The sequence below is a fragment of the Roseovarius sp. MS2 genome (assembly GCF_051447875.1).
In the GTDB taxonomy this organism is placed as follows: Bacteria; Pseudomonadota; Alphaproteobacteria; order Rhodobacterales; family Rhodobacteraceae; genus Roseovarius; species Roseovarius mucosus_A.
Genome location: NZ_JBKHVF010000001.1, coordinates 3088412 through 3112797 on the forward strand (window position 1 = coordinate 3088412; position 24386 = coordinate 3112797).

Consider the following 24386-nt stretch of genomic DNA (forward strand, 5'->3'; position numbering starts at 1 on the left):
GTCGAAATCCGTTCAAGATTTCTGGGTCAGGGATTGAAAATCACGTAATTCGGCAACCGGAATATGGCAGTGGATGAGATGCTCATTGCCAGCGTCGCGCGCGGGCGGCGTTTCGGTTTCGCAAATCTCACCGCGCTTGACCGGGCAGCGGCGTTGGAACGGACACCCGCGCGCGGGGGGCGACAGTTCCACCGTATCCTGTGCCAGAAGCCGGGGTGCAAGATCCGGGTCCGGTTCCAGCACTGCACCCAGCAACGCCTCGGTATAGGGGTGTGAAGGCGCGGTATAGACCGCTGCAACCGGGCCAATTTCACATAACCGCCCCTGATAGAGCACTGCAACCCGGTCAGACAGGGCCCGTACCACGGTCAGGTCATGGCTGACAAAGACAAAAGCCGTGCCATGCAGGCCTTTGAGATCGTTTAGCAATTCCAGAACGGCCGCCTGCACCGAGACATCGAGCGCCGAGGTGATCTCGTCGCAGAGCACGACGTCTGGTTCGGCGGCAAAGGCGCGTGCTACGGCCACACGCTGTTTTTCGCCCCCCGACAGCTGCCCCGGTCGGCGGTCAAGGTAATGTGCCCCAAGCCGTACCGTTTCGAGCAATTCGGCGGCGCGGTCGCGCAGGGCGCGATCCTTGAGCCCGAAATAAAGCCTGAGGGGCTGTGCCAGAATGTCCTGCACCGTCTGGCGCGGATTGAGGCTGTCGTCGGGGTTCTGGAAAATCATCTGAAGGCGCCGCAAATGATCGGGGCGGCGGTGTTCGACCATCGAGGGCAGTGCCGTGCCATCCCCAAGACTGATCTGACCCTTGGCAGGCGGCAAGAGACCGGCGATGGATTTGAGTATGGTGGATTTGCCGCTGCCGGATTCACCCACCAATCCCAAAGTCTCGCCGCGCCGAAGGTTCAGCGTGATCCCATCCACGGTCGCGGGCGGTAATGGCTGCCCTGTGAGCCGCGCGAAAACACCGGGACGGCCATAGCGGATTGCGACGCTGTCGAGCGATAGGGCAAGGGGACTGTCCCCCGTGCAACATGTCAGCGCCTGCCCTGCCTGCGCCGGGGGCATCGCCGCAACCTGATCGGGGTAATGGCACCGGGTCATTTGCCCCGCTTCACCTTCTACCAAGGGGGGGCGCACTGTCTGACAGGTTTCGGTTGCCAAGGCACAGCGCGGGGCAAAAGCACAGCCCACGCGGGCCGTTGCAGGCCCCGGCGGCCGTCCCTCCAACGCGCGCGGCAGGGTGCGGTCTCCGAGGCGGGGGATAGAGGCGAGAAGGCTGCGTGCATAGGGATGTGCGGGACGGCGCAGCAGGTCTCGGGTTGGTCCTGTCAGCACAGCTTCACCGGCATAGAGCACTTGCACCCGGTCGCAGACCCGCGCGATGACGCCCAGATCATGGCTGACATAGACCATTGCCATGTTGCGCGTGCGCGCCAGATCGCGCAACAGGTCAAGGATATGCGCCTGTGTGGTGACATCAAGGCCGGTGGTTGGCTCGTCCAGCAAAAGCGCGTCTGGCTCGCCAGCGAGGGCCATGGCGATCGCTACACGCTGTTGTTGCCCGCCAGAAAGCTCATGCGGATAGCGCCGCAGGATGGCGTCAGGATCGGGCAGGCGTACTTGGGCCAAAAGATCGCGGGCCCGTTTGGGATGTTCCGCCCTAGGCAGGTTGCAATGCAGGCGCAGAGCCTCGAAAATTTGCCGACCGATGCGCAATGTCGGGGTCAGCGATTGCCCCGAGTTTTGCGGAATGAGGCCCAATTGCCCCCCGCGGATTTTCGCGAGCTCCCGATCCGAACGCGCGAACATGTCCGCCCCGTCATAGATCACCTCGCCCGAGAGCTTTTGCAGACCGTGCTTGAGATAGCCCATCGCGGCCAGTGCCAGCGTACTCTTGCCAGAGCCGCTTTCGCCAACGATCCCAAGGGTTTCCCCGCGACACACAGTCAGGTCGACCTCGTGGAGCACAGGCAAGACCTGACCTGAACGCCCACGAAAGCCAATGCAAAGCCGCCGGATGTCGAGGAGGGGGGGCTGGCTCATGTCACACCACTGCTGCCCGGCTTTGATCAAGGCCAAGCGTCTTGGCAAGCGCATCCGCCGTAAGATTGATCCCGATGATCAGGCTGGACAGGGCCACAACCGGGGCGATCACCCCCCATGGTGCCAATGACATATAAACACGGGCATCCGAGACCATCAGCCCCCAATCCGGACGGGGCGGGGCCACGCCAAAGCCCAGAAACGACAGCGCTGAAAAGCCCAAGAGCATCCAAGACCAGCGCATTGCGCCTTCAACCAACAGGACATCGGTCACATTGGGCAAGAGTTCGCGGCGCACGATGTCAATCGGGCGATGTCCGCGTGCGCGCGCGGCGGCGATGAAATCGCGGGCGACCACCTCATGGGCTGCGGCGCGGGCGACGCGGATCACTGGAATCCCAAAGAAAAACGCCAATGTCGGCAACAAGACCTCGCCGCCGCTGCCAAAGACGGTGATGAGCACCAAGAGAGGCAGGATGCCGGGCAGGGCGAGAAAGGCATCGACGAGGCGCAGGGTTATTTCGTCCTCCCATCCACCGCGCAGGCCGAGGTAGACGCCCAAGAGACCGCCCCAGAGAAGGGCGATGGGGATGGCGATGCCGGTGATCAGCAGTGCTTCGCGCCCGCCCAAGAGCACTCGGCTGAATACGTCGCGGCCCAGATGATCGGTGCCGAACCAATGTTCGGATGAGGGACCGGCGAGCGTTTGGAGTGCGTTCATCTCTTTGTAATCAAAGGGAACAATCCAAGGGCTGATGATTGCCAGACAGAGATGAAAGACAACAATGCCAAGCCCGATGGCACCGGATGGGCGGTGCGTCATGGCGCGCAGGATTTCCAAAAACCGGATCACCCTTGCCTCATATGGTGGCTGCGCAGGCGCGGGTTGAGCGCGAGGCTGAGGATGTCGGCGATAAGGTTGATCGCCACATAGGTCGCGGCGACAATAAGGGTGATGGCCTGCACCACAGGCAGGTCACGACCCGAAATCGCATCAATCAGCAATCGACCAAGCCCCGGATAATTAAAGACAACTTCGACCACAACAACCCCGCCCAAAAGCCATGCCACAGTGAGCGCGATGATGTTGATCGCGGGCAAGAGGGCGTTGGGTAGCGCATGGCGAAAAACGATTTGCCAGTAGGGAACGCCCTTGAGTGTGGCCATTTGCACATAGTCGCTGGCCATCACGTCGATCACCGAAGAGCGCACCATGCGCATGATATGGGCCACCATGAGCATGGTCAAAACCACCGCTGCGAGGATGAATTCCGGAAAGAATTCAAGAGGTTGGGCATCGGCCGGCGTGAGGACGATAGCCGGAACCCAGCCAAGCCAGATCGCGAAGACTAGGATCAAAATCGTGGCGGCGACGAATTCGGGGATCGTCATCGCGAGGATCGCACCAGTTGAAAAGAGGATGTCGAGCCATGTGTCGCGCCGCAGTCCAGCCACAGCACCAAGAAAAATTGACAAGGGAATTCCAACACTTAGCGCTCCAGCGGCGAGCATCAGGGAATTGCGAAGGCGGTAGCCTACCAGGTCGCTAATGCGTTCTTGTCCATTGGCGGAAACCCCAAATTCGCCCTGTACCGCAGAGGCCGCCCACGAGAGATAACGGCTGAGCGCAGGCGCGTTTAAGCCCATGACTTCACGACATTTTTCCAAGGCCTCACCATGGGCATCGCGTTCTAGAACGGCGGTGCAGGCATCCCCGGGCAGGGCCTCGACCCCAAGGAAAATGAGCACAGAGACCAGCCAAATGGTAACCAGCCCAAGCGCCAACCGCTTAAAAATCAGAGAAAACATCTGTTCTGTCCCCAATGCGGCAAAGGTCCCCAACCCCCGCCTGCTGGCAGACTAGACCAGTCGTGACGCAGCCGTCGAGAAATTCTTGAGCGCAAACCTTACAGAGCTTACAAATCGGGGCGAGTTTTGTAAGGTCCGGCGATATTCTAGACACCAAGATAGGTATCGGTGATCTCTGGGGTGAGCGCGCGAAAGGTTCCGGTCCAGACGGAGCGCCCTTTTTCAAGGATCACGGCGCTATCGGCGACGCGGGCCAGTTCGCGGATGGATTTGTCGATCACCAAAAGCGCCATGCCGGTTTCGGATTTGAGGCGGGCGAGCGCTGCCCAGATTTCCTGACGCACAACGGGGGCCAATCCTTCGGTCGCCTCGTCGAGGATCAGAAGACGGGGGTTGGTCATCAGCGCGCGTCCAATTGCCAGCATCTGTTGTTCGCCGCCCGAGAGGGACGCGGCGATCTGATCCTGCCGTTCAGCTAAACGCGGAAAGAGCCGGGTGACGGCGGCCATGTCCCAAGGGCCGGGGCGAGCGGCGGCGATCAGGTTCTCGCGCACCGTAAGGCTGGCGAAGCAGCGCCGCCCCTCGGGGACAAGGCCGATGCCCGCGCGGGCGGCGCGGTGCGCGGGCATGCCGCTGAGGTCTCGCCCGGCAAAGGTGGCGGTGCCGCCACTCTGGCGCAGGAGGCGGCAGATCACTTTGACGGTGGTGGATTTGCCCATGCCGTTGCGGCCCATAAGGGCCACCACCTCGCCTTCGCTGACAGAGAGGTTGACATCAAAGAGCGCCTGACTTGCTCCGTAAGAGGCGGTGATCTGGCTGAGGGAGAGGAGTGTCATGCCGTAGCCTCGTCCATGTCGTCACCCAAATAGGCGCTGCGCACCTCGGGGTCGCGCCGGATCTTGTCGACGGTGCCGGTGGCGATGATCTGGCCATAGACCAGCACGCTGATCCGGTCTGCGAGAGCAAAGACCGCGTCCATATCATGCTCGACCAGCAGGATTGGGGCCTCGGCGCGCAGGCCGTCCAGAAGCGTGGTCAGGGCGCGGGTGCCATCGGCACCAAGACCGGCCATGGGTTCATCCATGAGAAACGCGCGGGGGCGGAGCGTAAGGGCAATGGCCACCTCCAACTGCCGGCGTTGGCCGTGCGACAGCTCGGCGCAGCGGGTGTTGCGGGCGTCTGACAAGCCCACGGTATCCAGGGCCGCTTCGGCGCGGGTGCGCAGATCGGCATCGCGCAACACGGGGCGCAGGAAGCGCACGACATCGCCACGTTGGCCAAGCGCGCCCAGAATGGCGTTTTGCAGCACGGTATATTCCATCGGCAGGGCCGAAATCTGAAACGTGCGGGCCATGCCAAGCCGCGCGCGCGCTGCTGTATCGAGGGCTGTCACATCCTGCCCGGCAAAGAGAATGCGGCCTGCGTCGGGGCGCAGCGCGCCTGCGATTTGGGCAATCAAGGTGGATTTTCCCGCGCCATTGGGGCCGATCAGGGCGTGTATTTCGCCCGGCCTGAGATCAAGGGAAATATCGCGGCTGGCGGTGAGCGCGCCAAAGCTTTTGCTGAGGCCTGATATAGCGAGAATGGGATCAGTCATGCGGCTGCCCCCGTCCCGCAAGTAGCCCGAAAAGCCCGCCGCGTGCGAAAAGCACGGTGCCAAGCAGGATCGCGCCCAAGTAGATGTGCCAATAGTCGCTGAGCCCGCCCAAGCTGTGTTCGAGCAGGATAAAGAGTGCCGCCCCTGCGACCGGGCCAAAGACGCGGCCCACCCCGCCTAAGATCACAAACACCATGATCTCGCCCGAGGTTTGCCACGAGAACATCACCGGGCTGACGAAGCGATTGAGATCGGCAAAAAGAGCGCCTGCAAGCCCGGTGATCGCGCCTGAGAGCGTGAAGGCGATGAGATAAAGGCGATAGGGGCGTTGGCCCACGGCGGCAACGCGCGCCTCGTTCTGCCGCGCGGCCCCCAGCATGAGGCCGAAAGGAGAGCGGGCAAGGCGGGCGGTGAAGAAAAGGATCAACGCCAGCAGGCCATAGCAGAGCGCAAAGAACTGGATCGGGTCCATGGTGTTGAGGCCCGGAAAGCCGTTGCGGACATAGATCGAGAGACCGTCTTCACCGCCATAGGCGGGCCAGGAGATCGCGAAATAGTAGAACATCTGCGAAAAAGCGAGGGTGATCATGATGAAATAGACGCCCGTGGTGCGCAACGAAAGCGCGCCTACGGCGAGGGCGGCGAGGGCCGAGGTGAGTGTGGCAATGATCCAGATCACCGGCATGGATTTGGTGCCGGGAATCGTCTGGGGCCAGTCGGTGACGCTGGTGTAGGTCTGGGCGTGATAGGCCAGAATGCCCATGGCATAGCCGCCCAGCCCGAAAAAGAGCGCGTGACCAAAGCTCACCAGCCCACCAAAGCCAAGCGCGATGTTAAGGCCGACACCGGCGATGGCGAGGATCACGGCGCGGGTGGTGAGGGTGATGAGAAACGGCTCGTCCGTGGCCCAAGCGTAGAGGGGGAAAAGCAGAAGTATGGCCATGAGGGCGGCGTTGAGCAGGGTTTCACGGCTCATGTCGCGGCCCCGAAGAGGCCACGGGGCCGAAAGATCAGCACGCCCGCCATGAGGATGTAGATCGCCATAGAGGCCAGCGACGCGCCGACCGAATTGGCCGCTGCTGGCTCCAGGAAGGTGGCGAAAGCTGAAGGCAAGAGGGCGCGGCCCAAGGTATCGGTGAGCCCGACCAGCAGCGCGCCGATAAAGGCCCCCTTGATCGAGCCGATGCCGCCGATCACGATGACCACGAAAGCAAGGATCAGCACCGGCTCGCCCATACCCACCTGCACCGATTGAATGGCGCCGATGAGTGCGCCAGCAAGGCCCGCAAGAGCTGCACCGAGGGCAAAGACCAGTGTATAGAGCGCCGAGATATTGACGCCCAAGGCCGCGATCATCTCGCGGTCATTTTCGCCTGCGCGGATGCGGATGCCGAGGCGGGTTTTTGAGATCATGGCAAAGAGCGCGGCGGCGATCACCAGCCCTGCGCCGATCATCGCAAGGCGGTAGCGTGAATAGTCGATGCCAAACGGCAGGCGCAGCGTGCCCGACAGCCAGTCGGGCGTATCGAGATAGAGCGGAAAAGAGCCAAAGACCCAGCGGGTGCCCTCGGACAGGATGAGGATCAGCGCAAAGGTGGCCAAGACCTGATCGAGGTGGTCGCGGTCGTAGAGGCGGCGGATGACGAGCAACTCAATGAGCACGCCCGCCACCGCGGCGGCGGCGAGGCTGGCGGCGAGGGCCAAGAGGAACGAGCCGGTCAGCCCCGCCACCCAAGCGGCGGCAAAGGCCCCGATCATATAGAGCGAGCCATGGGCGAGATTGATCAGCCCCATCACGCCGAAAATGAGCGTAAGCCCGGCGGCCATGAGGAACAACATAACCCCGAATTGCAGCCCGTTGAGGGCCTGTTCGATGAGCAGGACGGCGGACATTGCCTGTGTCAGCCTTTGGGTTTGAGGCCGATACGACGGCCGATGCCATCGGGGCGGGGCAGGGCGGCATGCGCCTTTGCCATGGCGGCCACGCGGGCGGCGACATCCTCGGGCATGGGCACGACGCGTGGGCCGTTCAGGTCTACATGCAGGGTCAGCCCCTCGCCGGTGGCGGCGATCCAGCCGTCGCTGTGATAGAGTTGCTGAAAGAAGTGAAAGCGTTTGCCGTCGTGGTCGAGCAGATAAAAGCTGCTGCGCAGCTGATCGCCCAATTTCACCTCGCGCAGGTAGCGGATGTGGAATTCAGCGCTGAAGGTGGTGAGGTTGCGGGTGGCGCGGTAGTCGGGGCCAAAGCCCATCTCTTCGAACGCCTCATCGGCGCAGCGGTCAAAGAGCACGGTGTAATAGCCCATGTTCATATGGCCGTTATAGTCGATCCAGCCCTCTTCGACCGGGTGGAACGCGGAGAGGAAGGGCAGGGCGTCTGGCATCGGGCCTCCGGGCGGTTGGTTTGCCAGTCTTTTAGGGGATTTGCGGCGGGAATGGCAATGGCAAGGGGGCGCTGGCGATTTCGTGATTTGGATTTCAGGGCGGCGTGCTTAGCTATGGCGCAGGATGGCTTAGCACGGGATGGGTAGGATGATCACACGGCGCAGGATTTTGGCGGGGGCGGTTCTGGTTGGGGCCGGTGCGCTGGGCTATTTTGTCTGGGGACGGGCCGGGTTGGAGGAACTGGCCGCGGTGCCGGTATTTGCCACAGAGGGCGTGGCGCTGGGCGGCACCGATCCGGTGGGGTATTTCACCGAAGGCCGCCCGGTGGCGGGATTGCCTGCGCATAGTTTCGACTGGAACGGGGCGACATGGCATTTCGCCAGTGCCGAGAACCGCGATGCCTTTGCCGCCGACCCCGCCCGCTACGCGCCGCAATATGGCGGGTTCTGCGCGTGGGCGGTGGCGGAGAAGGGCCAGCTCTTTTCCACCCAGCCAGAGAATTGGGCGATTGTGGAGGGCAAGCTTTACCTCAATTACAACGATGACATTGCCGCGAAATGGCAAGCGGATGTGCCGGGGTTCATCGCCCGTGGGGATGCACGGTGGCCGGAGGTGTTGAAGGGGGAGGGGTAAGGGGGGGCTTACAGGAGCCTTGGGTTTTGTCCGTGTGTGACGGAAGTCAGCCCTTTCGCGAGACGCGCGCATCGTCCAATATGCGGCTAGCAACTAAAGCAAGTCAGCAACTAAGATCGTGAAACTTACCGTCTATCTTGATACCTCGTCTTGGAACTATCTTCTTAGTGGGCAGATGCCGTCGCTGCGACGTGCATTTGGCAGATCGGGTTCTTGCATTCCTTGTTATTCGATCCAAAGCATAGAAGAACTTCTTGGGGTGCGCGACGAAAGGAAAAAAGCCGAACTGGACCTTCAACTTGATGCGGTTGGTGCCAGATACTTTGAAACCCTTTCCGATACCGAAGGTGGCGTGCCAACAGGCCATAGGATAACCGTAATCAATCGAGAAGAGCGATGCCAAATCTACGAGGATATGCAGAAATTCTCATTGGTCGGCGGCTTTGGACTTGGTGACTTGATTCAAAAGTTCATTGGCGGAATTGGTTCAACATCCTTTGAGGACGTCTCCAAGATGGCGCTCGCAGACATTGAGGGACTGCTCGATTTTGATGTTTCAGAGCTTCCTCCCGAACTAGCGGCGATGGTCACGAGCGAGGCGGAAGCGATGAAGGAGCAGGCGCGAAAGGCACAGCACGATCTTCTGGAACAATTAAACCGACAGGATGATATTCGGCTTCAACAGTTGGATCCTGCCCGCATCAACAACTTTACTGGAACTGGGGCTTTTGAACGGATTATTGAAGTAGCTAGAGACCAAGCAGGCACCTCTAAGATGGTTGAGGTATTTCTTGGGGGACCGCCTCGCGTATCGTCAAAGCGCGCTGATGCGCACCTTGGCACTCCAACTTGGGAGCAATTTTATCGGCTCGCCCAGCTTTTGTTTTTACTTGGTTATTGGAGGGAATCGAAGCACCTGAAGGATCGGGAGAGAGCGCGGATTGATTTCGCAGGAGGACAAGCTGATATTTTTCACATCGCAAATGCATCCTTCTGCAGTATTTTTCACACAACAGACAAGCCACAGGCCCACCTCGCAGCGGCGGTCTATGATCACCTTAATGTTCCGACACTGGTTTTGCTCTACACCCCAAAGACCGGCGCTGAAACGACGCTTTACGCACCAAAGAGCATTCAGGCACTTGGTGCGTAAAGCGTCTTTTTAGGGAAAAGAATCTTCGAAGTCTGTATCCGACTGAGGCGTGCTGCGGCGTCATTTTCTATGCGCGCAATCAAGGCACCGTAGGTGCCGCCGCGCGGCGCCCGACCGCCCCCTCGGGCGGGCGCCTTTGCAACGGCGCGCCATCCTGCCAGTGTGGAGGTGTTTGGCTGGGATTAATTGCCAGACTGCGCGGGTTCAGCGCCCACCCGGCGGACGGGCACCGCGCGGCGGCACTCCGCCCCCCTCACGCCCAAGGTCCCCTTTGGGCGCGCTCTCCTGCCATCTCGCGCAGGGCGCGGATGCGGTTGGCGGGGTTGGGGTGGGTGGAGAAGAGTTTGTCATGGGCATGGGCGTGCAGCGGGTTGATGATGAACATATGCGCTGTGGCCGGGTTGCGCTCGGCGGCGTCATTGTCGATGCGGGCGGCGAGGCCCGAGATTTTCTCGAGCGCCGATGCGAGCCAGAGCGGGTTGCCGCAGATTTCGGCCCCGATGCGGTCGGCCTCGTATTCGCGGCTACGGCTGATCGCCATCTGCACAAGGCCCGCCGCAAGGGGGGCGAGGATCATCAGCGCCAGCGTGCCAATGAGGCCCATGCCGTTGTTGCGGTTGCCGCCGAAGAACATCGCGAAATTGGCCAGCATCGAGATGGCCCCGGCAAAGGTGGCCGTCACGGTCATGATCGTGGTGTCGTGGTTGCGGATATGGGCCAGCTCATGCGCCATGACGGCGGCGATTTCCTCGCGGCTGAGATGGCGCAAGAGACCGGTGGTGGCGGCGACAGCGGCATTGGCCGGGTTGCGCCCGGTGGCAAAGGCGTTGGGCTGATCGTTGTCTAGGATATAGACCGCCGGGCGCGGCATGCCGGCGGCATCGGCCATGTCATGCACCATTTGCGTAAGCGCTGCGCCTTCGGGGCCAGAGGCGGGGCGGGCATTGTGCATGCGCAGCACCATCCGGTCTGAATTCCACCAGCTAAAGGCGTTCATGGCGAGGGCCACGATCAGCGCAAAGAGCGCGCCGCCCATGCCGCCCAAAAGCGCGCCGATGCCCAGAAAGAGCGCGGTCATCGCCGCCATCAAAATGCCTGTGCGCAGATAGCCCATCGGGTTCCCCCTCTTGTTTCTGCGCCAAATATGGCGGTTGGCACGGCGCTTGCAAGCCTCTCGCGGGAGGCTGGGTTCGTTAAAATCCAAGGTAATCGGGGCATGAGGGTGCTCTGGCATTAAACGGTCCTTGGGGTTTACGCGGCAGGCTTTCCGTTGAGTCCGACGGAGATATGAGATGGCCACAGCCGCAGAACTGCCGATTGATACCTCTGCCAGTGCAATGGACATGGCCGAAGCCGTGTTCGGTCACGGCATCACGATTGTCTCGGCCAGCTATACAGGGGCCGCCAGCGCCTCGGGGATTTACAGCAATGGCGACACGGTTTCGCCGGAACTGACACCGTCGGATACGGGCGTGATCCTTTCCACGGGCATGGCCACGTCGGTGACCAACGAGGTCAGCCTGCTTAATTTGCTGGGGGATCCGAACCTTTTGCTGGACAGCTCGACCGATCATGGCTTGGCGGGGGATGCCGATCTATCGACGATCTCGGGGCAGGAGACCTTTGACGCGGCGATTTTCGAGGCAGAGTTCATCCCCGAAGGCAGCACGCTGACCATGCAGATCGTGTTCTCGTCCGAGGAATATCTTGAATGGGTCAACACCGGATTCAACGACTCGGTCGGGGTCTGGGTCAACGGGGTGCAGGCCGAGTTGACGGTGGGCACAGGCGACATCACCATCAACAACATCAACAATATAAGTAACTCTAACCTCTACATGGACAATTCCTCGTCCGCAGATACCTACAACACCGAGATGGACGGGTTCACGGTAACGCTGACCCTCAAGGCACCGGTGGTGCCGGGCGAGGTGAACACGATCAAGATCGGTATTGCCGATGGTGGCGATGGGGCGCTGGACAGCAACCTGTTGATTGCCGGGAACTCGATCCAGACATCGCTTGTTGCGGGCGACGATATCATCGACGTGACGCGGTTTTCGCAAGTTGAAACGGATCTTTTGGCGAATGATTCGAATGCGGCGGGCGGCACGCTGACGATCACCGAGGTCAATGGTCAGCCGGTGGTTGCCGGCGATACGGTGATCCTCAGCACCGGGGAGACGCTTCAGATCACGGCGACGGGCTTTGTTCTTGTGTCGTCGGGAGAGGAGGTGGGCGCGTCGAACATGCTGTCCTATACAGTGGCAGACACGTTCGGCAATACCGATGTCGGGTTCATCACGATCAATACGGTGGCCCCCTGTTTTACCGAAGGCACGCAGATTGACACGCCCGAGGGCGCAGTCGCGATCGAGACATTGAAGCCGGGGGATCTGGTGCTGACGTTGGATCACGGCCCCCAAGCTGTGCGCTGGATCGGGCGAAGCCTGCGACGGGCAGAGGGCGCGGATGCGCCGGTGGCGCTTGCGGCCAATGCGCTGGGGCTGCATGACGCGTTGGAGCTGTCGCCCAATCACCGCATCCTGTTGGCGTCGCCACATGCGGAATTGCTGTTTGGCACGCATCAGGTTTTGGTCAAGGCGGCGGCGCTGATCAATGAGTGCTCTATCACGCGGCGGGTTGATGGCGCGCCGGTGGTGTATGTGCATCTGCTGTTTGACCAGCACGAGATCGTGCGGGGTAACGGGCTCTGGAGTGAGAGCTATCATCCCGGGCCGGTGACGCATGGCAGTTTCGATGCCGCGACCGAGGCCGAATTGCGGCGTCTTTTTCCGGTGATATTTGCCGAGGGTGGGGCAGGCTATGGGCCAAGCGCGCGCTCTGGGTTGCGGGCGCATGAGGCGCAGGTGTTGGTTGACGCAATGCGTTGAGGCGCGCGCGAAAAGGGCTTTCACGTCGCGGCGCAGCGGCTAGGGTAGCGGCATGATTATTTCGCCCGGACGCAAGTTTATCTTTGTGCATATCCCCAAGACTGGCGGCACCGCGATGGCGTTGGCGCTGGAGGGGCGGGCGCAGGCCGAGGACATCCTGATCGGTGACACGCCCAAGGCGCGGCGCAGGCGGGCGCGGTTGAAGGGGGTTGAGGCGCGCGGGCGGCTTTGGAAACATTCGACCTTGGCCGATATCGACGGGCTGGTGAACCAAGAGACGCTGAGCGCGGCCTTTGTCTTTACGTTGGTGCGCAACCCTTGGGACCGGATGGTGAGCTATTATCACTGGCTGCGGGGCCAAGAGTTTGATCACTCGGCGGTGCATCTAGCCAACGACCTGCCTTTTCCTGCGTTTCTGGCCGCGCCAGAGACACAGGCCGCGCTGCGCGCAACCCCGGCGCGGCATTATGTGACGGCGGCGGATGGGCGCGAATATTGCCGTCTTTTCATCCGGCTAGAGCATTTGGAGACCGATGCCGCCCCGCTCTGGGCGCATCTGGGATTCGCGGTGACGGTGGCACCGTTCAATACGTCGGAGCGGGGGCCGTATAAGGACTATTACGATAGCCGCACAGCGCAGATCGTAGCGGATTGTGCCGCCGAAGACATCGCGCGATTCGGGTATCAGTTCTGACCGTCCTTGATCGTTTGTTAAGATTGCATGGGGTGTTTGTGCCAATCGCACGGCTTTGGCGGTGTTGTCCACTTGGCCGCAACGGTGCCTTATTCCTGCCGGAATCCGAGCAAAAACGGGTCATGCTAACCATGACTTAGTCAGCTTATCGGAGTGTTGGCCTGTTGACGAAACAGGATGGGTTGTATCGGGAAAGGGATCGACGCGGGTATGCTGGGGTGGTTTGGCATCAGTGAACGCGGGGCGGCGCGGACGCAGGTCGAAGAGCCTGCGGGCGTGCAAAGCGGGCTTTTGAGCGGGACGCGGGTGGCCACGGGCCATGGCTGGCGTCCGGTTCAGGCGCTCTGTGCGGGTGACCGGGTTGTGACCTTTGATGCGGGCGTGCAACCGCTCTGTGGCGTTACGCGGATTCCGGTCTGGACGGGTGAAGGCGCTTGCCCTTCGCGGTTTTGGCCGCTGGATGTGGGGCGCGGGGTGCTGGGAAACCGCGCGCCGGTGCGGGTTATGCCACATCAGGTGCTGATGCTTGAAAGCGATCTGGCCGAAACGCTCTGGGGGGATCCCTTTGCGCTCTTGCCCGGTGTGGCGCTAGAGGCGGTGCCGGGGGTCACGCGGGTGCCGCCCGCTCAGGGCGCAGAGGTGGTCGTGCTGCATTTCGAGAACGAACAGGTGATCTTTGCCGAAAACGGGTTGATGGCGCTTTGCCCGGCGTCGTGCAACCTTCTGGATTACGCGCAGGAGCTTGCAGGGCCACGGTATCACGTGCTGCCGCTGGCCGAGGCGCGGGGTTTGGTTCTGGCAATGGCGCGGCTGGAGACGTCTACGACCCTGCAGGATGGGGTGACGCCGCCCGGCCCTAGGGTTTCTGTCTGACCGGCAGGCCGATACGCTGAATTTGATCAAATTGTGTTTCGGGGCTGGTGTTTCCAGACGGCGCGCAGCAATGTCAGACGTATTGACCTGTCTGCTCGGAGGATGCCATGTCAGAGGACCCCATTCGCATTGCCATCAACGGGTTTGGCCGGATCGGTCGCACAATCCTGCGGATATTGATGCGCGAGGGGGCTGCGTTTGAACTGGTGTGCATCAACGATATCGAGCCGCTGGAGACCTGTGCCTATCTGTTTCAATATGACAGCGTCTTTGGCCCCTGGCCCGGTGTCGTAACCACCCGTCCCGGTGTGCTGATCGTGGATGGGCAGGAAATCCCGTTTCATGCGGCTCGTGATCTGAGCACGCTCGATTTGAGCGGGGTTGATCTGGTGCTGGAGTGTACCGGCATGGGCGGCACGCGCGCCGTGGCCGAGCGGGGGCTGGTGGCGGGGGCGCGGGCCGTGTTGGTTTCGGGCCCATCGGCAGAGGCGGATGCGACGTTGGTGATCGGGGCCAATGAGGGCGATCTTGGGTCGCATCGGATCATTTCCAACGCCTCGTGCACCACGAATGCCCTGGCACCTTTGGCGCGGCTCTTGGATGAGGCCTATGGCATTGTCAGCGGGCAAATGACGACGGTGCATTGTTATACCGGCAGCCAGCCTACAGTGGACAAGCCCCGCGATGCGCCCGAGCGCAGCCGTGCCGCCGCCCTGTCGATGGTGCCCACGACGACAAGCGCCCAGCATCAGACCGGGCTGGTTCTGCCGGGGCTAAAGGGGCGGATCGAGGCTCGGGCGATCCGGGTGCCGGTGGCGAGCGTGTCCTGTATTGATCTGGTGGTGCAATTGCAGGCCGATGTGACGGTCGCGGGGGTCAACACGCTTTTGCAAGAGGCGGCGGAACGTCATGTATGGCTGGGCTGGACCGAGGCACCGCTGGTGTCGTCGGATCTGCGCGCGCGTCCCGAGAGCCTGATCGTAGCGGGGCCGCAAACCTCTGTATCGGTGGGCGGATTGCTGCGCGTCTTTGGCTGGTATGACAACGAATGGGGATTTTCCTGCCGTATGCTGGATATGGCGCGGTTGATCGGGCGGCGGGGATAGGCCGCCGCCCGGAGTTTATTTGCGCAAGCTCACATTGGCAAAGCCCATCGCACGCAGGCGATCAGCCCCGGCGTCGAGCTGCGATTGTGTGGCAAAAGGACCAGCTAGAACGAGGGTCAGGGCGCGTCCGTCGCGTGTCACAGTGCCACGCCGCGCTGGAAGCCCTGCGGCCGCGATGCGCTGTGCGGCGGCCTGAGCCTGCGCCGCATCGGCAAAGAGACCGGCCTGAGCGTAGCGATGGCTGGGCGCAGTCTGGGCGGTCGTCGCAGGCGCTGAGCGGGTCGAGACTGTGGTGCGCGGGGCTGCTTGCGCAGACTCGGTGCGCAGTTGCGCCAGTTGCCGGGTCGTCATCGGGGCGGGCACGTGGCGCCCTTGGGTTGCGACGGTGACACCGGCGGCGCGCTGCGCCTCGAAGCTGGTGTAGGGCGGTTGCAGGCCGGGGAATTGGTGAATCACATCGGCACCCGTGCGCCGGTCGATAAGGCGCTGCGGCACGGTGTTTGTCCACATCACCAACATCTGTTCGCGCCCTTCAAAGGTTTGGTGCGCGCGGTAGGGGTTGAGGCGGTCATCCTCCCACACCGGCTGCATGCCGGGGGGAACCGAGATACCGACGAGGCTGGTCTTTTGGCTGGCATAGACACGCGCCGGGGCGACGCGGGTATAGGCGGGCACGGTTTCAGGGGTGGCCGGGGTGCCGGGGCGTGGGGCAAGCGTGCGGCCCGTGTTGCTGCCGCTGGCATAGGTCACATGCGGTGATCTTTGCGGGCCGCAGCGCACCGGCGAGCCATTATGCTGCACAGTATAGGCCGCCGAGACCGCAGTTAGGTTCGCGCAAGCGCTTTGTGCCGGGTCAGGCTGTGTCAGGCGCACGGCCTTGCCAGAGGTTTTGGCAATTGGTGTGGTTTTGGGCGCGGTCGCCGGTGCCGCGGCGCGGGCCGTCACGGGACGAAGGGCCAAGGGGCGCGGATCAGCCTCGGGCCGAAGCGCGCTGAGCGGCGCTTGGGCAGAGGCGGTGCGGCGTTGTGGTTGGACCGCAGCGACGGGGGCCGGTTGCCGGACGACGCGCGGTGCGGGGGCCGGTGCCGTGGCGACGCGTGGTGCGGGGGCAGGTGCCGTGGCCGTGCGCGGCGCTGGGGCTGGTGCCGTGGCGACGCTTGGCGCTGGGGCGGCTGGCTGCGTGCGTGGGGCGGCCTGTGCCACGGGTTGCGCCGGGGCAGGGGCGGCGGCCTGAACGCTGGGCGCAAGACTGGGCTGGAAGCCACAGAGATGGTCGCGGCCACGTGTCATGCGTGGCACCCAGGTTACATTTCCCGCAACGCCCGCGCGCACGAACACACAGCCGGCACTGTCGACATATTGCCGACCCTGAAAGCTGGAGGGTGGAAACTCCGCCGGCTCCGAAGAGCCGCGAAGAGACTGCGCGGAAAGGTCGACCGTGCCAAGCAGCAGCACTGTCGAGGCCAGAATGGCAAGTGATGAAAATCTCATTACGCCCCCAACATCAATTGGGTGCAGGTTGCCTTATTTTTGCCGTTTAGTAAACAGTGATTGGCTTATTTAGTGCCGAACATGCGGTCACCCGCATCCCCTAGTCCCGGAAGGATATAACCCTTGTCATTCAAGCGCTTGTCGAGCGCGGCTGTGACGACGGGCACATCAGGATGCGCCTCTTGCATGCGCGCGACACCTTCGGGGGCGGCGAGCAGACAGAGAAAACGGATGTCACGGGCCCCTGCATCCTTGAGCATAGAGACAGCCGCCGCAGAGGAATTGCCTGTGGCCAGCATCGGATCGACCACAATCGAGAGGCGCTCGCCAAGTTGTTCGGGCACCTTGAAGTAGTATTTCACGGGTTGCAGCGTTGCCTCGTCCCGGTAGAGCCCGACAAAACCCACGCGTGCTGAGGGGATCAGTTCCAACATGCCGTCGAGCAGGCCGTTGCCCGCGCGCAGAATCGAGATGAGCGCCAATTTGCGCCCGGCCAAGACTGGCGCGTCCATTTCCATAAGCGGCGTGTCGATGGCGCGGGTGGTCATCGGCAATTCGCGCGTGACCTCATAGGCGAGCAACTGGCTGATTTCGCGCAAGAGCTGGCGGAAGACGGCTGTGGAGGTTTCCTTTTGCCGCATCAGGGTCAGTTTGTGCTGAACGAGCGGGTGATCGACGATGGTGAGATTCGGAAACATGACGGGCCTCTTGCGCTGCGGTGTAATCCGTCATTCCAGAAAACGCCGCCAAGGGCAACGCTGCGATGCAGGCATGCAATCGGCATTGCGCGGCGCGGCGCGGCGGTGCAAGCTCGGGCTTGAAAAATCGCGGGGGCATGGTATGAGCATGCCGTAGCGGTAGTTTAATATTAAACTATATTGCCCGCAGGGAGATGAGGACCATGACCGACAGCCAAAAGGAAGCCACCCGTCAGGCGGCGCTCGATTATCACGCGCAGCCCCGACCCGGGAAGCTGGAGATCCGCGCGACCAAGCCGATGGCCAATGGACGCGATCTGTCGCGCGCCTATAGCCCCGGCGTGGCGGAGGCCTGTTTGGAGATCAAGGCCGATCCGGCCAATGCCTCGAAATACACCACGCGGGGCAATCTGGTGGCGGTTGTCACCAATGGCTCGGCGGTTCTGGGGCTTGGCAATATCGGCGCGCTGGCCTCTAAGCCCGTGATGGAGGGCAAGGCGGTCCTTTTCAAGAAGTTCGCCAATATCGACTGTTTCGACATCGAAGTGAACGAGAGCGACCCGGAAAAGCTGGCGGCGATTGTCTGTGCGTTGGAGCCGACCTTTGGGGCGATCAACCTTGAAGATATCAAGGCACCGGATTGTTTCATCGTTGAACGAATTTGCCGTGAGCGGATGAATATTCCGGTATTCCATGACGATCAACATGGCACGGCAATCGTGGTGGGCGCGGCGGCCACCAATGCGTTGCATGTTGCGGGCAAGACGTTTGAGGAAATCAAAGTGGTCTCGACCGGTGGTGGGGCGGCGGGCATTGCCTGTCTCAACATGCTGGTCAAGCTGGGCGTGAAGCGCGAGAATATCTGGCTGTGCGATATTCACGGGCTGGTGCATGTGGGCCGTGAGGCAGACATGAACCCGGAAAAGGCGGCCTTTGCGCAGGCGACGGATTTGCGCAGCCTTGACGATGTGATCGCGGGCGCGGACCTGTTCCTTGGGCTATCGGGCGCGAATATCATGACGCCGGAGATGGTAAAGAAGATGGGCAAGCGGCCTATTGTCTTTGCTCTGGCCAACCCAAACCCCGAAATCATGCCGGATTTGGCGCGTGAGGCGGTGCCGGATGCGATTATTGCGACCGGGCGCTCGGATTTCCCAAATCAGGTCAATAACGTGCTGTGTTTCCCGTTCATTTTCCGGGGCGCGCTGGACGTGGGCGCAACCGAGATCAACGATGCGATGCAGGTGGCGTGTGTTCAGGGCATTGCAGAATTGGCGCGCGCCTCGACCAGTGCGGAGGCGGCGGCGGCCTATCATGGCGAGCAGATGACATTCGGCGCGGATTACCTGATCCCCAAGCCGTTTGATCCGCGCCTGTCCGGGGTTGTGTCGACCGCCGTGGCGCGGGCGGCGATGGAGAGCGGCGTGGCGACGCGGCCGATGGCGGATCTGGAGGCCTATAAGGCGGGTCTGGATGCCAGCAAGTTCAAATCGGCGCTGCTGATGCGGCCGGTGTTTCAGGCGGCCTCCACCGCTTCGCGGCGCATCGTCTTTGCCGAGGGCGAGGATGAGCGGGTTTTGCGCGCGGCGCAGGCCATTCTGGAGGAAACGACAGAGCAGCCGATTCTGATCGGACGTCCCGAAGTGATCGCGCGGCGGTGCGAGCGGGCCGGGCTGTCGATCCGGCCAGAGCGGGATTTCAATATCGTGAACCCGCAGGATGACCCGCGCTATCGCGACTATTGGGAGACCTATCACGGCGTCATGGCGCGCAAAGGGGTCACGCCTGATCTGGCGCGGGCAATTATGCGCACCAATACCACCGCGATTGGCGCAGTGATGGTCTATCGCAATGAGGCCGATAGCCTGATCTGCGGCACCTTTGGCGAGTTCCGCTGGCATATGAAATATGTGACCAATGTTCTGGAAGACGTCAGCCGCCGTCCGCATGGCGCATTGAGCATGATGATCCTAGAAGACGGGCCGCTCTTTATCGCCGACACCCATGTGCGCGTGACGCCGAATGCGGCGCAATTGGCTGAGACCGCGATTGGTGCGGCGCGGCATGTTCGGCGGTTCGGCATTGCGCCCAAGGTGGCGTTTTGTTCGCAGTCGCAATTCGGCAACCAGCCAGATGAAGGTGCGGAAAGGTTGCGGCAGGCGATTGCGCTCTTGGATCAGGCGCCGCGCGATTTCACCTATGAGGGTGAGATGACGATTGATGCCGCCCTTGACCCCGAATTGCGCGAGCGGCTGTTGCCGGGCAACCGGATGCAGGGCGCGGCGAATGTGCTGGTCTTTGCCTATGCTGATGCGGCGTCGGGGGTGCGTAATATCCTCAAGATGAAAGCGGGCGGTCTTGAAGTGGGGCCGATCCTCATGGGGATGGGCAACCGGGCTCATATCGTCACGCCGTCGATCACCGCGCGGGGGCTGCTCAACATGGCGGCGATCGCAGGAACGCCGGTGGCGCATTACGGGTAGAATCAGGGTTTGCAGGCGAATTCTTTGCAGGTTTGCAAAGTCGCTGGCAATTTCCGGTGAGATGAACAAAAAAAGCCGCTTTGCAAAAATTTGCAGGGCGGCTTTGGTCATTTCTGCAAAATTTCTGCGGCCATCTGTCCCGTGCCCCTGCATGATGCTTGCCCCAAGGCAGGGTGATCCGTAACACATATTCAACGGACCGGAGGAGGATACCATGGGATACACTGAGGTTTACGAGCGGTCGCTTGCAGATCCCGAAGGCTTTTGGATGGAGGCGGCAGAGGCGATTGATTGGGTGAAGAAGCCCAGCAAGGCGCTGTTTGAGGCCAACGCGCCGCTCTATGAATGGTACAAGGATGCAGAGGTCAACACCTGCTGGAATGCGGTTGACCGGCATGTGGCGGCGGGGCGGGGCGCGCAGACCGCGATCATCCATGACAGCCCCGTGACAGGCATCAAGCAAAAGATCAATTATTCGCAACTGCGCAGCCGCGTGGCGCGGCTTGCGGGGGCGTTGCGCGCCCGAGGCGTGGAAAAAGGCGACCGCGTCATCATCTACATGCCGATGGTGCCCGAGGCATTGGAGGCGATGCTGGCCTGCGCGCGGCTGGGTGCCGTGCATTCGGTGGTGTTTGGCGGGTTTGCCGCGCATGAATTGGCGGTGCGGATCGACGATTGCCAGCCCAAGGCGATTATCGCCGCCTCTTGCGGGATCGAGCCGGGGCGGGTGGTGCATTACAAGCCGCTTTTGGATGGCGCGATTGAGCAATCCAGTCACAAGCCCGAGTTTTGCGTGATCTTTCAGCGCGAAGAAGAGGTGGCCAAGCTGATCGAGGGGCGCGATTACGATTGGCATGCGTTTCAATATGGGGTGGAGCCTGCGGACTGTGTGCCAGTGTCGGGCGATCATCCGGCCTATATCCTTTATACATCGGGTACCACCGGCGCACCCAAGGGCGTGATCCGTGCCACGGCAGGGCATCTGGTGGCGCTCAACTGGTCGATGAAGAACATCTATAACGTGAACCCCGGCGAGGCGTTCTGGGCCGCGTCCGATGTGGGCTGGGTCGTGGGGCACAGCTATATCTGCTATGGGCCTCTGATCCATGGCAACACGACGATTGTGTTCGAGGGCAAGCCGGTGGGCACACCCGATGCGGGCACGTTCTGGCGGGTGATGTCCGAACACAAAGTGCGTAGTTTCTTTACCGCGCCCACGGCGCTGCGCGCGATCAAGCGGGATGATCCCAAAGGCGAGTTGATCAAGAATTACGACATGTCGCATCTGCGCGCGCTTTACCTGGCAGGAGAGCGGGCCGATCCGGATACGATCGAATGGGCGCAGCGGGTGATGCAGGTGCCGGTCTATGACCATTGGTGGCAGACCGAAACCGGCTGGGCGATTGCGGGCAATCCGGCCGGCTGTGAGGCGCTGCCGGTCAAGATCGGGTCGCCGACGGTGGCGATGCCGGGCTATGACGTGCGGATTCTCGACGAGGGCGGGCATGAGGTGGCACCGGGCACCTTGGGCGCGATTGCGGTCAAACTGCCGCTGCCGCCGGGCACCCTGCCAACGCTGTGGAATGCTGAAGAGCGCTTTCGCAAATCCTATCTCAACACCTTTCCCGGCTATTACGAGACTGGCGATGCCGGGATGAAGGACGAGGACGGCTATCTGTGGATCATGGCGCGCACGGATGATGTGATCAACGTGGCGGGCCACCGCCTCAGCACTGGCGCGATGGAAGAGGTGCTGGCCAGCCATCCCGATGTGGCCGAATGTGCGGTGATCGGCGCGGCAGATGAGTTGAAGGGGCAGACGCCAGTCGGCTTTCTGTGTCTGACCAAGGGCGTCAACCGCGCGCATGAGGAGATCGTGAAAGAATGTGTCAAGCTGGTGCGTGACCAGATTGGCCCGGTCGCCGCGTTCAAGCTGGCAGTGGTGGTGGACCGGCTGCCCAAGACACGTTCGGGCAAGATCCTGCGGGCGATCATGGTCAAGATCGCGGACAGTCAGTCGTATAAAATGCCTGCAACCATCGACGATCCCGCCATTCTGGACGAGATCAAGAGCGCCCTGCAAAGCCTTGGTTTGGCGAAATAATCAAAAAAAGAGGGTTCCGGAGGAAGCCGGAACCCTCATCCCCCAGAAGGGACATCTGGAAGAAATGCTGTCTGGCGCGACGCACTCACAAACGTCAGGCCAGACAGCGAGACCGGCCGATAAGTTCCCGTCATGAAGTCCGGGTGGCACTTGACCGGTGTATCCCGCACAAAAGGGTAAGGGTTTGCGATAAGAAAAGGGCTTGGGACACCCCTACACGCGAGATACCCTTACTGTATGGCAGCTTGTGCGCGAAGGTTCTGTGAGGCATCTCACAGGAATGGTTAAAAAAGGAGTCTGGCAGATGTCAATTCGGGCCACGCCGCAATGCGACGCACCGGGGCTGGTCGGCATTCTGGAGCGGCATGGCCGTGCGGTTGACTATCCCAAGGGCCAGATGATCTATTCAGCGGGTGCCCATGACAGCACAATGATGCTGATCCTCAAGGGCCGGGTCGAAATCAGCCGCAGTTCGGTTGATGGGCGGCGGTCTATTCTGACGCATCTGGGGCCGGGGGACATGCTGGGCGAGTTGGCGGCGCTGGATGGCGGCGCGCGCAGTGCTGACGCGGTGGCGGCCACCGCAGTGCGGGGCCGTATTCTGGAGGGGGCGCTGGTGTTGCAACGCCTGCGCGAGGAACCCGACGCGGCGCTCGACGTGATCGGCATGCTGTGCCAGCGTCTGCGCCAGACCTCGGGGATGTATACTGCGCATGTGTTGGCGGATGGTCAGGCGCGTCTGGCGCGGCTATTGCTGCATCTGTCGGAAAAATGGGGCGAGACCTTGCCGGGGGGCAAGTTGCGGTTGGCAGAGCGGTTTTCGCAATCGGATCTGGGTGATCTGGTCGGGCTGAGCCGCGAGAGTGTGAACCGGCAGATTCGCGATTGGGAACAGGCCGGTTTGATCGAACGACAGGGCATGGGCATCGTGCTCTGTGATCCGGCGGCATTGGCGCGCACGGCGGAGCGGGCGGAATGAGGCATATTCTGGCCCTGCTGATCGGACTGTTGGCAGCGCCCGCTGTGGCGCAGGAGGGCGGCATGCTGGAGTATATCCCACCCCCGGCTGAGAACTGGCGCTATGTCAGCGATCAGGTGATGGGGGGCGTGTCCGAGGGGCAGGCTCAGATCGTGGGCCCAGAGGGGGCACGGTATCTGCACCTGAGCGGCACGGTGAGCACGGCCAATCGGGGCGGTTTCATTCAAATACGCGGCGATTTGATGACGCCTCTGCCCGAAGGCGCGCAGGGCGTTGTGGTGCGCGTCAAGGGCAATGGCGAGGGCTATTTCATCCATCTGCGCACGCGCGGTACGATGCTACCCTGGCAATATTATCAGGCCCCGATCCCAAGCGGAGCGGCGTGGCAAGAGCTGCGCGTGCCCTTTACCGCCTTTCGCGCCTCGGGGGCGATGCTGCGGGATGTGCCGCGTGCGGGCGATATCAAGAGCCTGGCAGCGGTGGCCTATGGGCGGGATCATCAGGCCGATCTATCGTTTCAGTGGCTTGGGGTGTATTGATGTATTTTGTAAATAAAGTGGCTTATTTCAGGGGATAGTTCCACAATAAAGTTCGATTAGGTAAACTGCTCACGCAGCAACCGCTCTTCCAGGCCATGGCCCGGATCGAACAGGATGCGATGCTTGATGCGGTTTTCCGAGCGGATCTCGACCCAGAGCACGTTTTCAACCCAGCGACTGTCGGCGTCGGCCATGACCGGGCGTTTCTCGGGATCGACCACATCGAACCGCACCACGGCGGTCTTGGGCAAGAGCGCGCCGCGCCAGCGACGGGGGCGGAATGCCGCCACCGCCGTCAGCGCCAGCACATCCGAGCCAATAGGCAGGATCGGGCCATGGGCGCTGTAGTTATAGGCAGTAGACCCGGCCGGAGTGGCGACAAGTGCGCCGTCGCACACGAGTTCCTCGAGGCGCAGGCGCCCGTCGATGGTGATGCGCAACTTGGCCGCTTGCGGACCGGCGCGCAGGAGCGAGACTTCGTTGATTGCCAATGCCTCGTGCAGGGTGCCGTCGAGGGATTCGGCGCGCATGGCCAGCGGGTTGATCACCTCTTCTGCGGCGGCGACGAGGCGCTCGATCAGGTCTGTTTCGCTGTATTCGTTCATCAAAAAACCAACGGTGCCGCGATTCATGCCGTAAACGGGAATATCGAGCGCCTGTGTGCGGTGGAGCGTGTGCAGCATGAAGCCATCACCGCCAAGCGCCACGATCACATCGGCCTCATCCTCGGGCGCATGGCCAAAGCGGCTGGCAAGGGTGGCGCGCGCGGTCTGGGCGATGGGCGCATCGCTGGCGACGAAGGCGATCTTGCGGGGCATGGGGTGTCCTGTTTCCAAAAGGCGATGGCATGCGGCGGATCGAACCATAATTCCCCCGCCAAGACCAGCCATGCCGGTGAT

Annotated in this window: 22 protein-coding genes; 10 read left to right on the plus strand and 12 right to left on the minus strand. The window is 61.9% G+C overall.

Features of this window, described 5'->3' with window-relative positions; all coding sequences use genetic code 11:
• Window positions 1–12 precede the first annotated feature (12 nt).
• The 8 genes from ACLGGT_RS15170 to ACLGGT_RS15205 all read right to left on the minus strand — a co-directional run bounded on the left by ACLGGT_RS15170 (window position 13) and on the right by ACLGGT_RS15205 (window position 7839).
• Window positions 13–2049, minus strand: coding sequence for a dipeptide ABC transporter ATP-binding protein (locus ACLGGT_RS15170; RefSeq protein WP_151979113.1), 2037 nt, complete (start codon window positions 2047–2049; stop codon window positions 13–15).
• Between the two features lies 1 nt (window position 2050).
• Complete coding sequence (locus ACLGGT_RS15175) at window positions 2051–2902, minus strand: ABC transporter permease (RefSeq protein ID WP_437196722.1); 852 nt, start codon at window positions 2900–2902, stop codon at window positions 2051–2053.
• Window positions 2899–3858 carry an ABC transporter permease gene (locus ACLGGT_RS15180; protein ID WP_008282029.1) on the minus strand — a complete coding sequence of 320 codons (960 nt, stop codon included), beginning with the start codon at window positions 3856–3858 and terminating at the stop codon, window positions 2899–2901. Before ACLGGT_RS15180 ends, ACLGGT_RS15175 begins: the two co-directional genes overlap by 4 nt.
• 146 nt (window positions 3859–4004) lie before the next feature.
• Window positions 4005–4694: an ABC transporter ATP-binding protein gene (locus tag ACLGGT_RS15185; RefSeq protein ID WP_151979114.1), complete on the minus strand. Its 690-nt coding sequence runs from the start codon at window positions 4692–4694 to the stop codon at window positions 4005–4007.
• On the minus strand, window positions 4691–5455 hold the full coding sequence (locus ACLGGT_RS15190; protein ID WP_437196723.1) for an ABC transporter ATP-binding protein: 765 nt from the start codon (window positions 5453–5455) through the stop codon (window positions 4691–4693). The genes ACLGGT_RS15185 and ACLGGT_RS15190 overlap by 4 nt, the downstream gene beginning before the upstream one ends.
• A complete protein-coding gene (locus ACLGGT_RS15195) occupies window positions 5448–6431 on the minus strand; it encodes a branched-chain amino acid ABC transporter permease (protein ID WP_437196724.1) in 984 nt (327 codons plus the stop codon). The genes ACLGGT_RS15190 and ACLGGT_RS15195 overlap by 8 nt, the downstream gene beginning before the upstream one ends.
• Window positions 6428–7348: a branched-chain amino acid ABC transporter permease gene (locus tag ACLGGT_RS15200; protein ID WP_081508342.1), complete on the minus strand. Its 921-nt coding sequence runs from the start codon at window positions 7346–7348 to the stop codon at window positions 6428–6430. Before ACLGGT_RS15200 ends, ACLGGT_RS15195 begins: the two co-directional genes overlap by 4 nt.
• 8 nt (window positions 7349–7356) lie before the next feature.
• Entirely contained in the window at window positions 7357–7839 is a 483-nt protein-coding gene (locus ACLGGT_RS15205; RefSeq protein WP_008282034.1) for a thioesterase family protein, read from the minus strand.
• Between the two features lie 148 nt (window positions 7840–7987).
• On the opposite strand from ACLGGT_RS15205, the gene ACLGGT_RS15210 reads away from it, so the two are divergent.
• Both ACLGGT_RS15210 and ACLGGT_RS15215 read left to right on the plus strand, forming a co-directional pair.
• Window positions 7988–8473, plus strand: a complete 486-nt coding sequence (locus ACLGGT_RS15210) for a YHS domain-containing (seleno)protein (protein ID WP_081508344.1) — start codon at window positions 7988–7990, stop codon at window positions 8471–8473.
• A gap of 118 nt (window positions 8474–8591) precedes the next feature.
• Entirely contained in the window at window positions 8592–9626 is a 1035-nt protein-coding gene (locus ACLGGT_RS15215; protein WP_437196725.1) for a hypothetical protein, read from the plus strand.
• A 253-nt stretch (window positions 9627–9879) separates the two neighbouring features.
• Here the strand turns inward: ACLGGT_RS15215 and htpX are convergent, their stop codons facing one another.
• On the minus strand, window positions 9880–10740 hold the full coding sequence (gene htpX, locus ACLGGT_RS15220) for a zinc metalloprotease HtpX (RefSeq protein ID WP_375553817.1): 861 nt from the start codon (window positions 10738–10740) through the stop codon (window positions 9880–9882).
• A 178-nt stretch (window positions 10741–10918) separates the two neighbouring features.
• Between htpX and ACLGGT_RS15225 the strand changes: the two genes are divergently transcribed.
• The 4 genes from ACLGGT_RS15225 to ACLGGT_RS15240 all read left to right on the plus strand — a co-directional run bounded on the left by ACLGGT_RS15225 (window position 10919) and on the right by ACLGGT_RS15240 (window position 15193).
• The gene (locus tag ACLGGT_RS15225) at window positions 10919–12520 is read left to right on the plus strand and encodes a choice-of-anchor L domain-containing protein (RefSeq protein ID WP_437196726.1); all 1602 of its coding nucleotides are present in this window, start codon (window positions 10919–10921) and stop codon (window positions 12518–12520) included.
• 52 nt (window positions 12521–12572) lie between these two features.
• Complete coding sequence (locus tag ACLGGT_RS15230; protein ID WP_437196727.1) at window positions 12573–13214, plus strand: sulfotransferase family 2 domain-containing protein; 642 nt, start codon at window positions 12573–12575, stop codon at window positions 13212–13214.
• Between the two features lie 210 nt (window positions 13215–13424).
• Window positions 13425–14087, plus strand: a complete 663-nt coding sequence (locus ACLGGT_RS15235; RefSeq protein WP_437196728.1) for a Hint domain-containing protein — start codon at window positions 13425–13427, stop codon at window positions 14085–14087.
• 107 nt (window positions 14088–14194) lie between these two features.
• Window positions 14195–15193: a type I glyceraldehyde-3-phosphate dehydrogenase gene (locus ACLGGT_RS15240; protein ID WP_375553813.1), complete on the plus strand. Its 999-nt coding sequence runs from the start codon at window positions 14195–14197 to the stop codon at window positions 15191–15193.
• A 15-nt stretch (window positions 15194–15208) separates the two neighbouring features.
• Here ACLGGT_RS15240 and ACLGGT_RS15245 read toward each other — a convergent pair whose 3' ends face one another.
• Entirely contained in the window at window positions 15209–16684 is a 1476-nt protein-coding gene (locus ACLGGT_RS15245; RefSeq protein ID WP_437196729.1) for an SPOR domain-containing protein, read from the minus strand.
• 65 nt (window positions 16685–16749) lie between these two features.
• Window positions 16750–17382: a uracil phosphoribosyltransferase gene (upp, locus tag ACLGGT_RS15250; protein WP_008282044.1), complete on the minus strand. Its 633-nt coding sequence runs from the start codon at window positions 17380–17382 to the stop codon at window positions 16750–16752.
• A 203-nt stretch (window positions 17383–17585) separates the two neighbouring features.
• Here upp and ACLGGT_RS15255 point away from each other — a divergent pair, with 203 nt between their 5' ends.
• The 4 genes from ACLGGT_RS15255 (at window position 17586) to ACLGGT_RS15270 (ending at window position 23487) form a co-directional block, all read left to right on the plus strand.
• On the plus strand, window positions 17586–19865 hold the full coding sequence (locus ACLGGT_RS15255; protein ID WP_151979122.1) for an NADP-dependent malic enzyme: 2280 nt from the start codon (window positions 17586–17588) through the stop codon (window positions 19863–19865).
• Window positions 19866–20079: 214 nt separating this feature from the next.
• Window positions 20080–21969, plus strand: coding sequence for a propionate-CoA ligase PrpE (gene prpE / locus ACLGGT_RS15260; protein ID WP_151979123.1), 1890 nt, complete (start codon window positions 20080–20082; stop codon window positions 21967–21969).
• Window positions 21970–22273: 304 nt separating this feature from the next.
• Complete coding sequence (locus tag ACLGGT_RS15265) at window positions 22274–22948, plus strand: Crp/Fnr family transcriptional regulator (protein WP_437196730.1); 675 nt, start codon at window positions 22274–22276, stop codon at window positions 22946–22948.
• Window positions 22945–23487, plus strand: a complete 543-nt coding sequence (locus tag ACLGGT_RS15270) for a CIA30 family protein (RefSeq protein ID WP_437196731.1) — start codon at window positions 22945–22947, stop codon at window positions 23485–23487. The genes ACLGGT_RS15265 and ACLGGT_RS15270 overlap by 4 nt, the downstream gene beginning before the upstream one ends.
• A 56-nt stretch (window positions 23488–23543) precedes the next feature.
• On the opposite strand, the gene ACLGGT_RS15275 is transcribed toward ACLGGT_RS15270, so the two are convergent.
• Entirely contained in the window at window positions 23544–24305 is a 762-nt protein-coding gene (locus ACLGGT_RS15275) for an NAD kinase (protein ID WP_008282050.1), read from the minus strand.
• Window positions 24306–24386 lie beyond the last annotated feature (81 nt).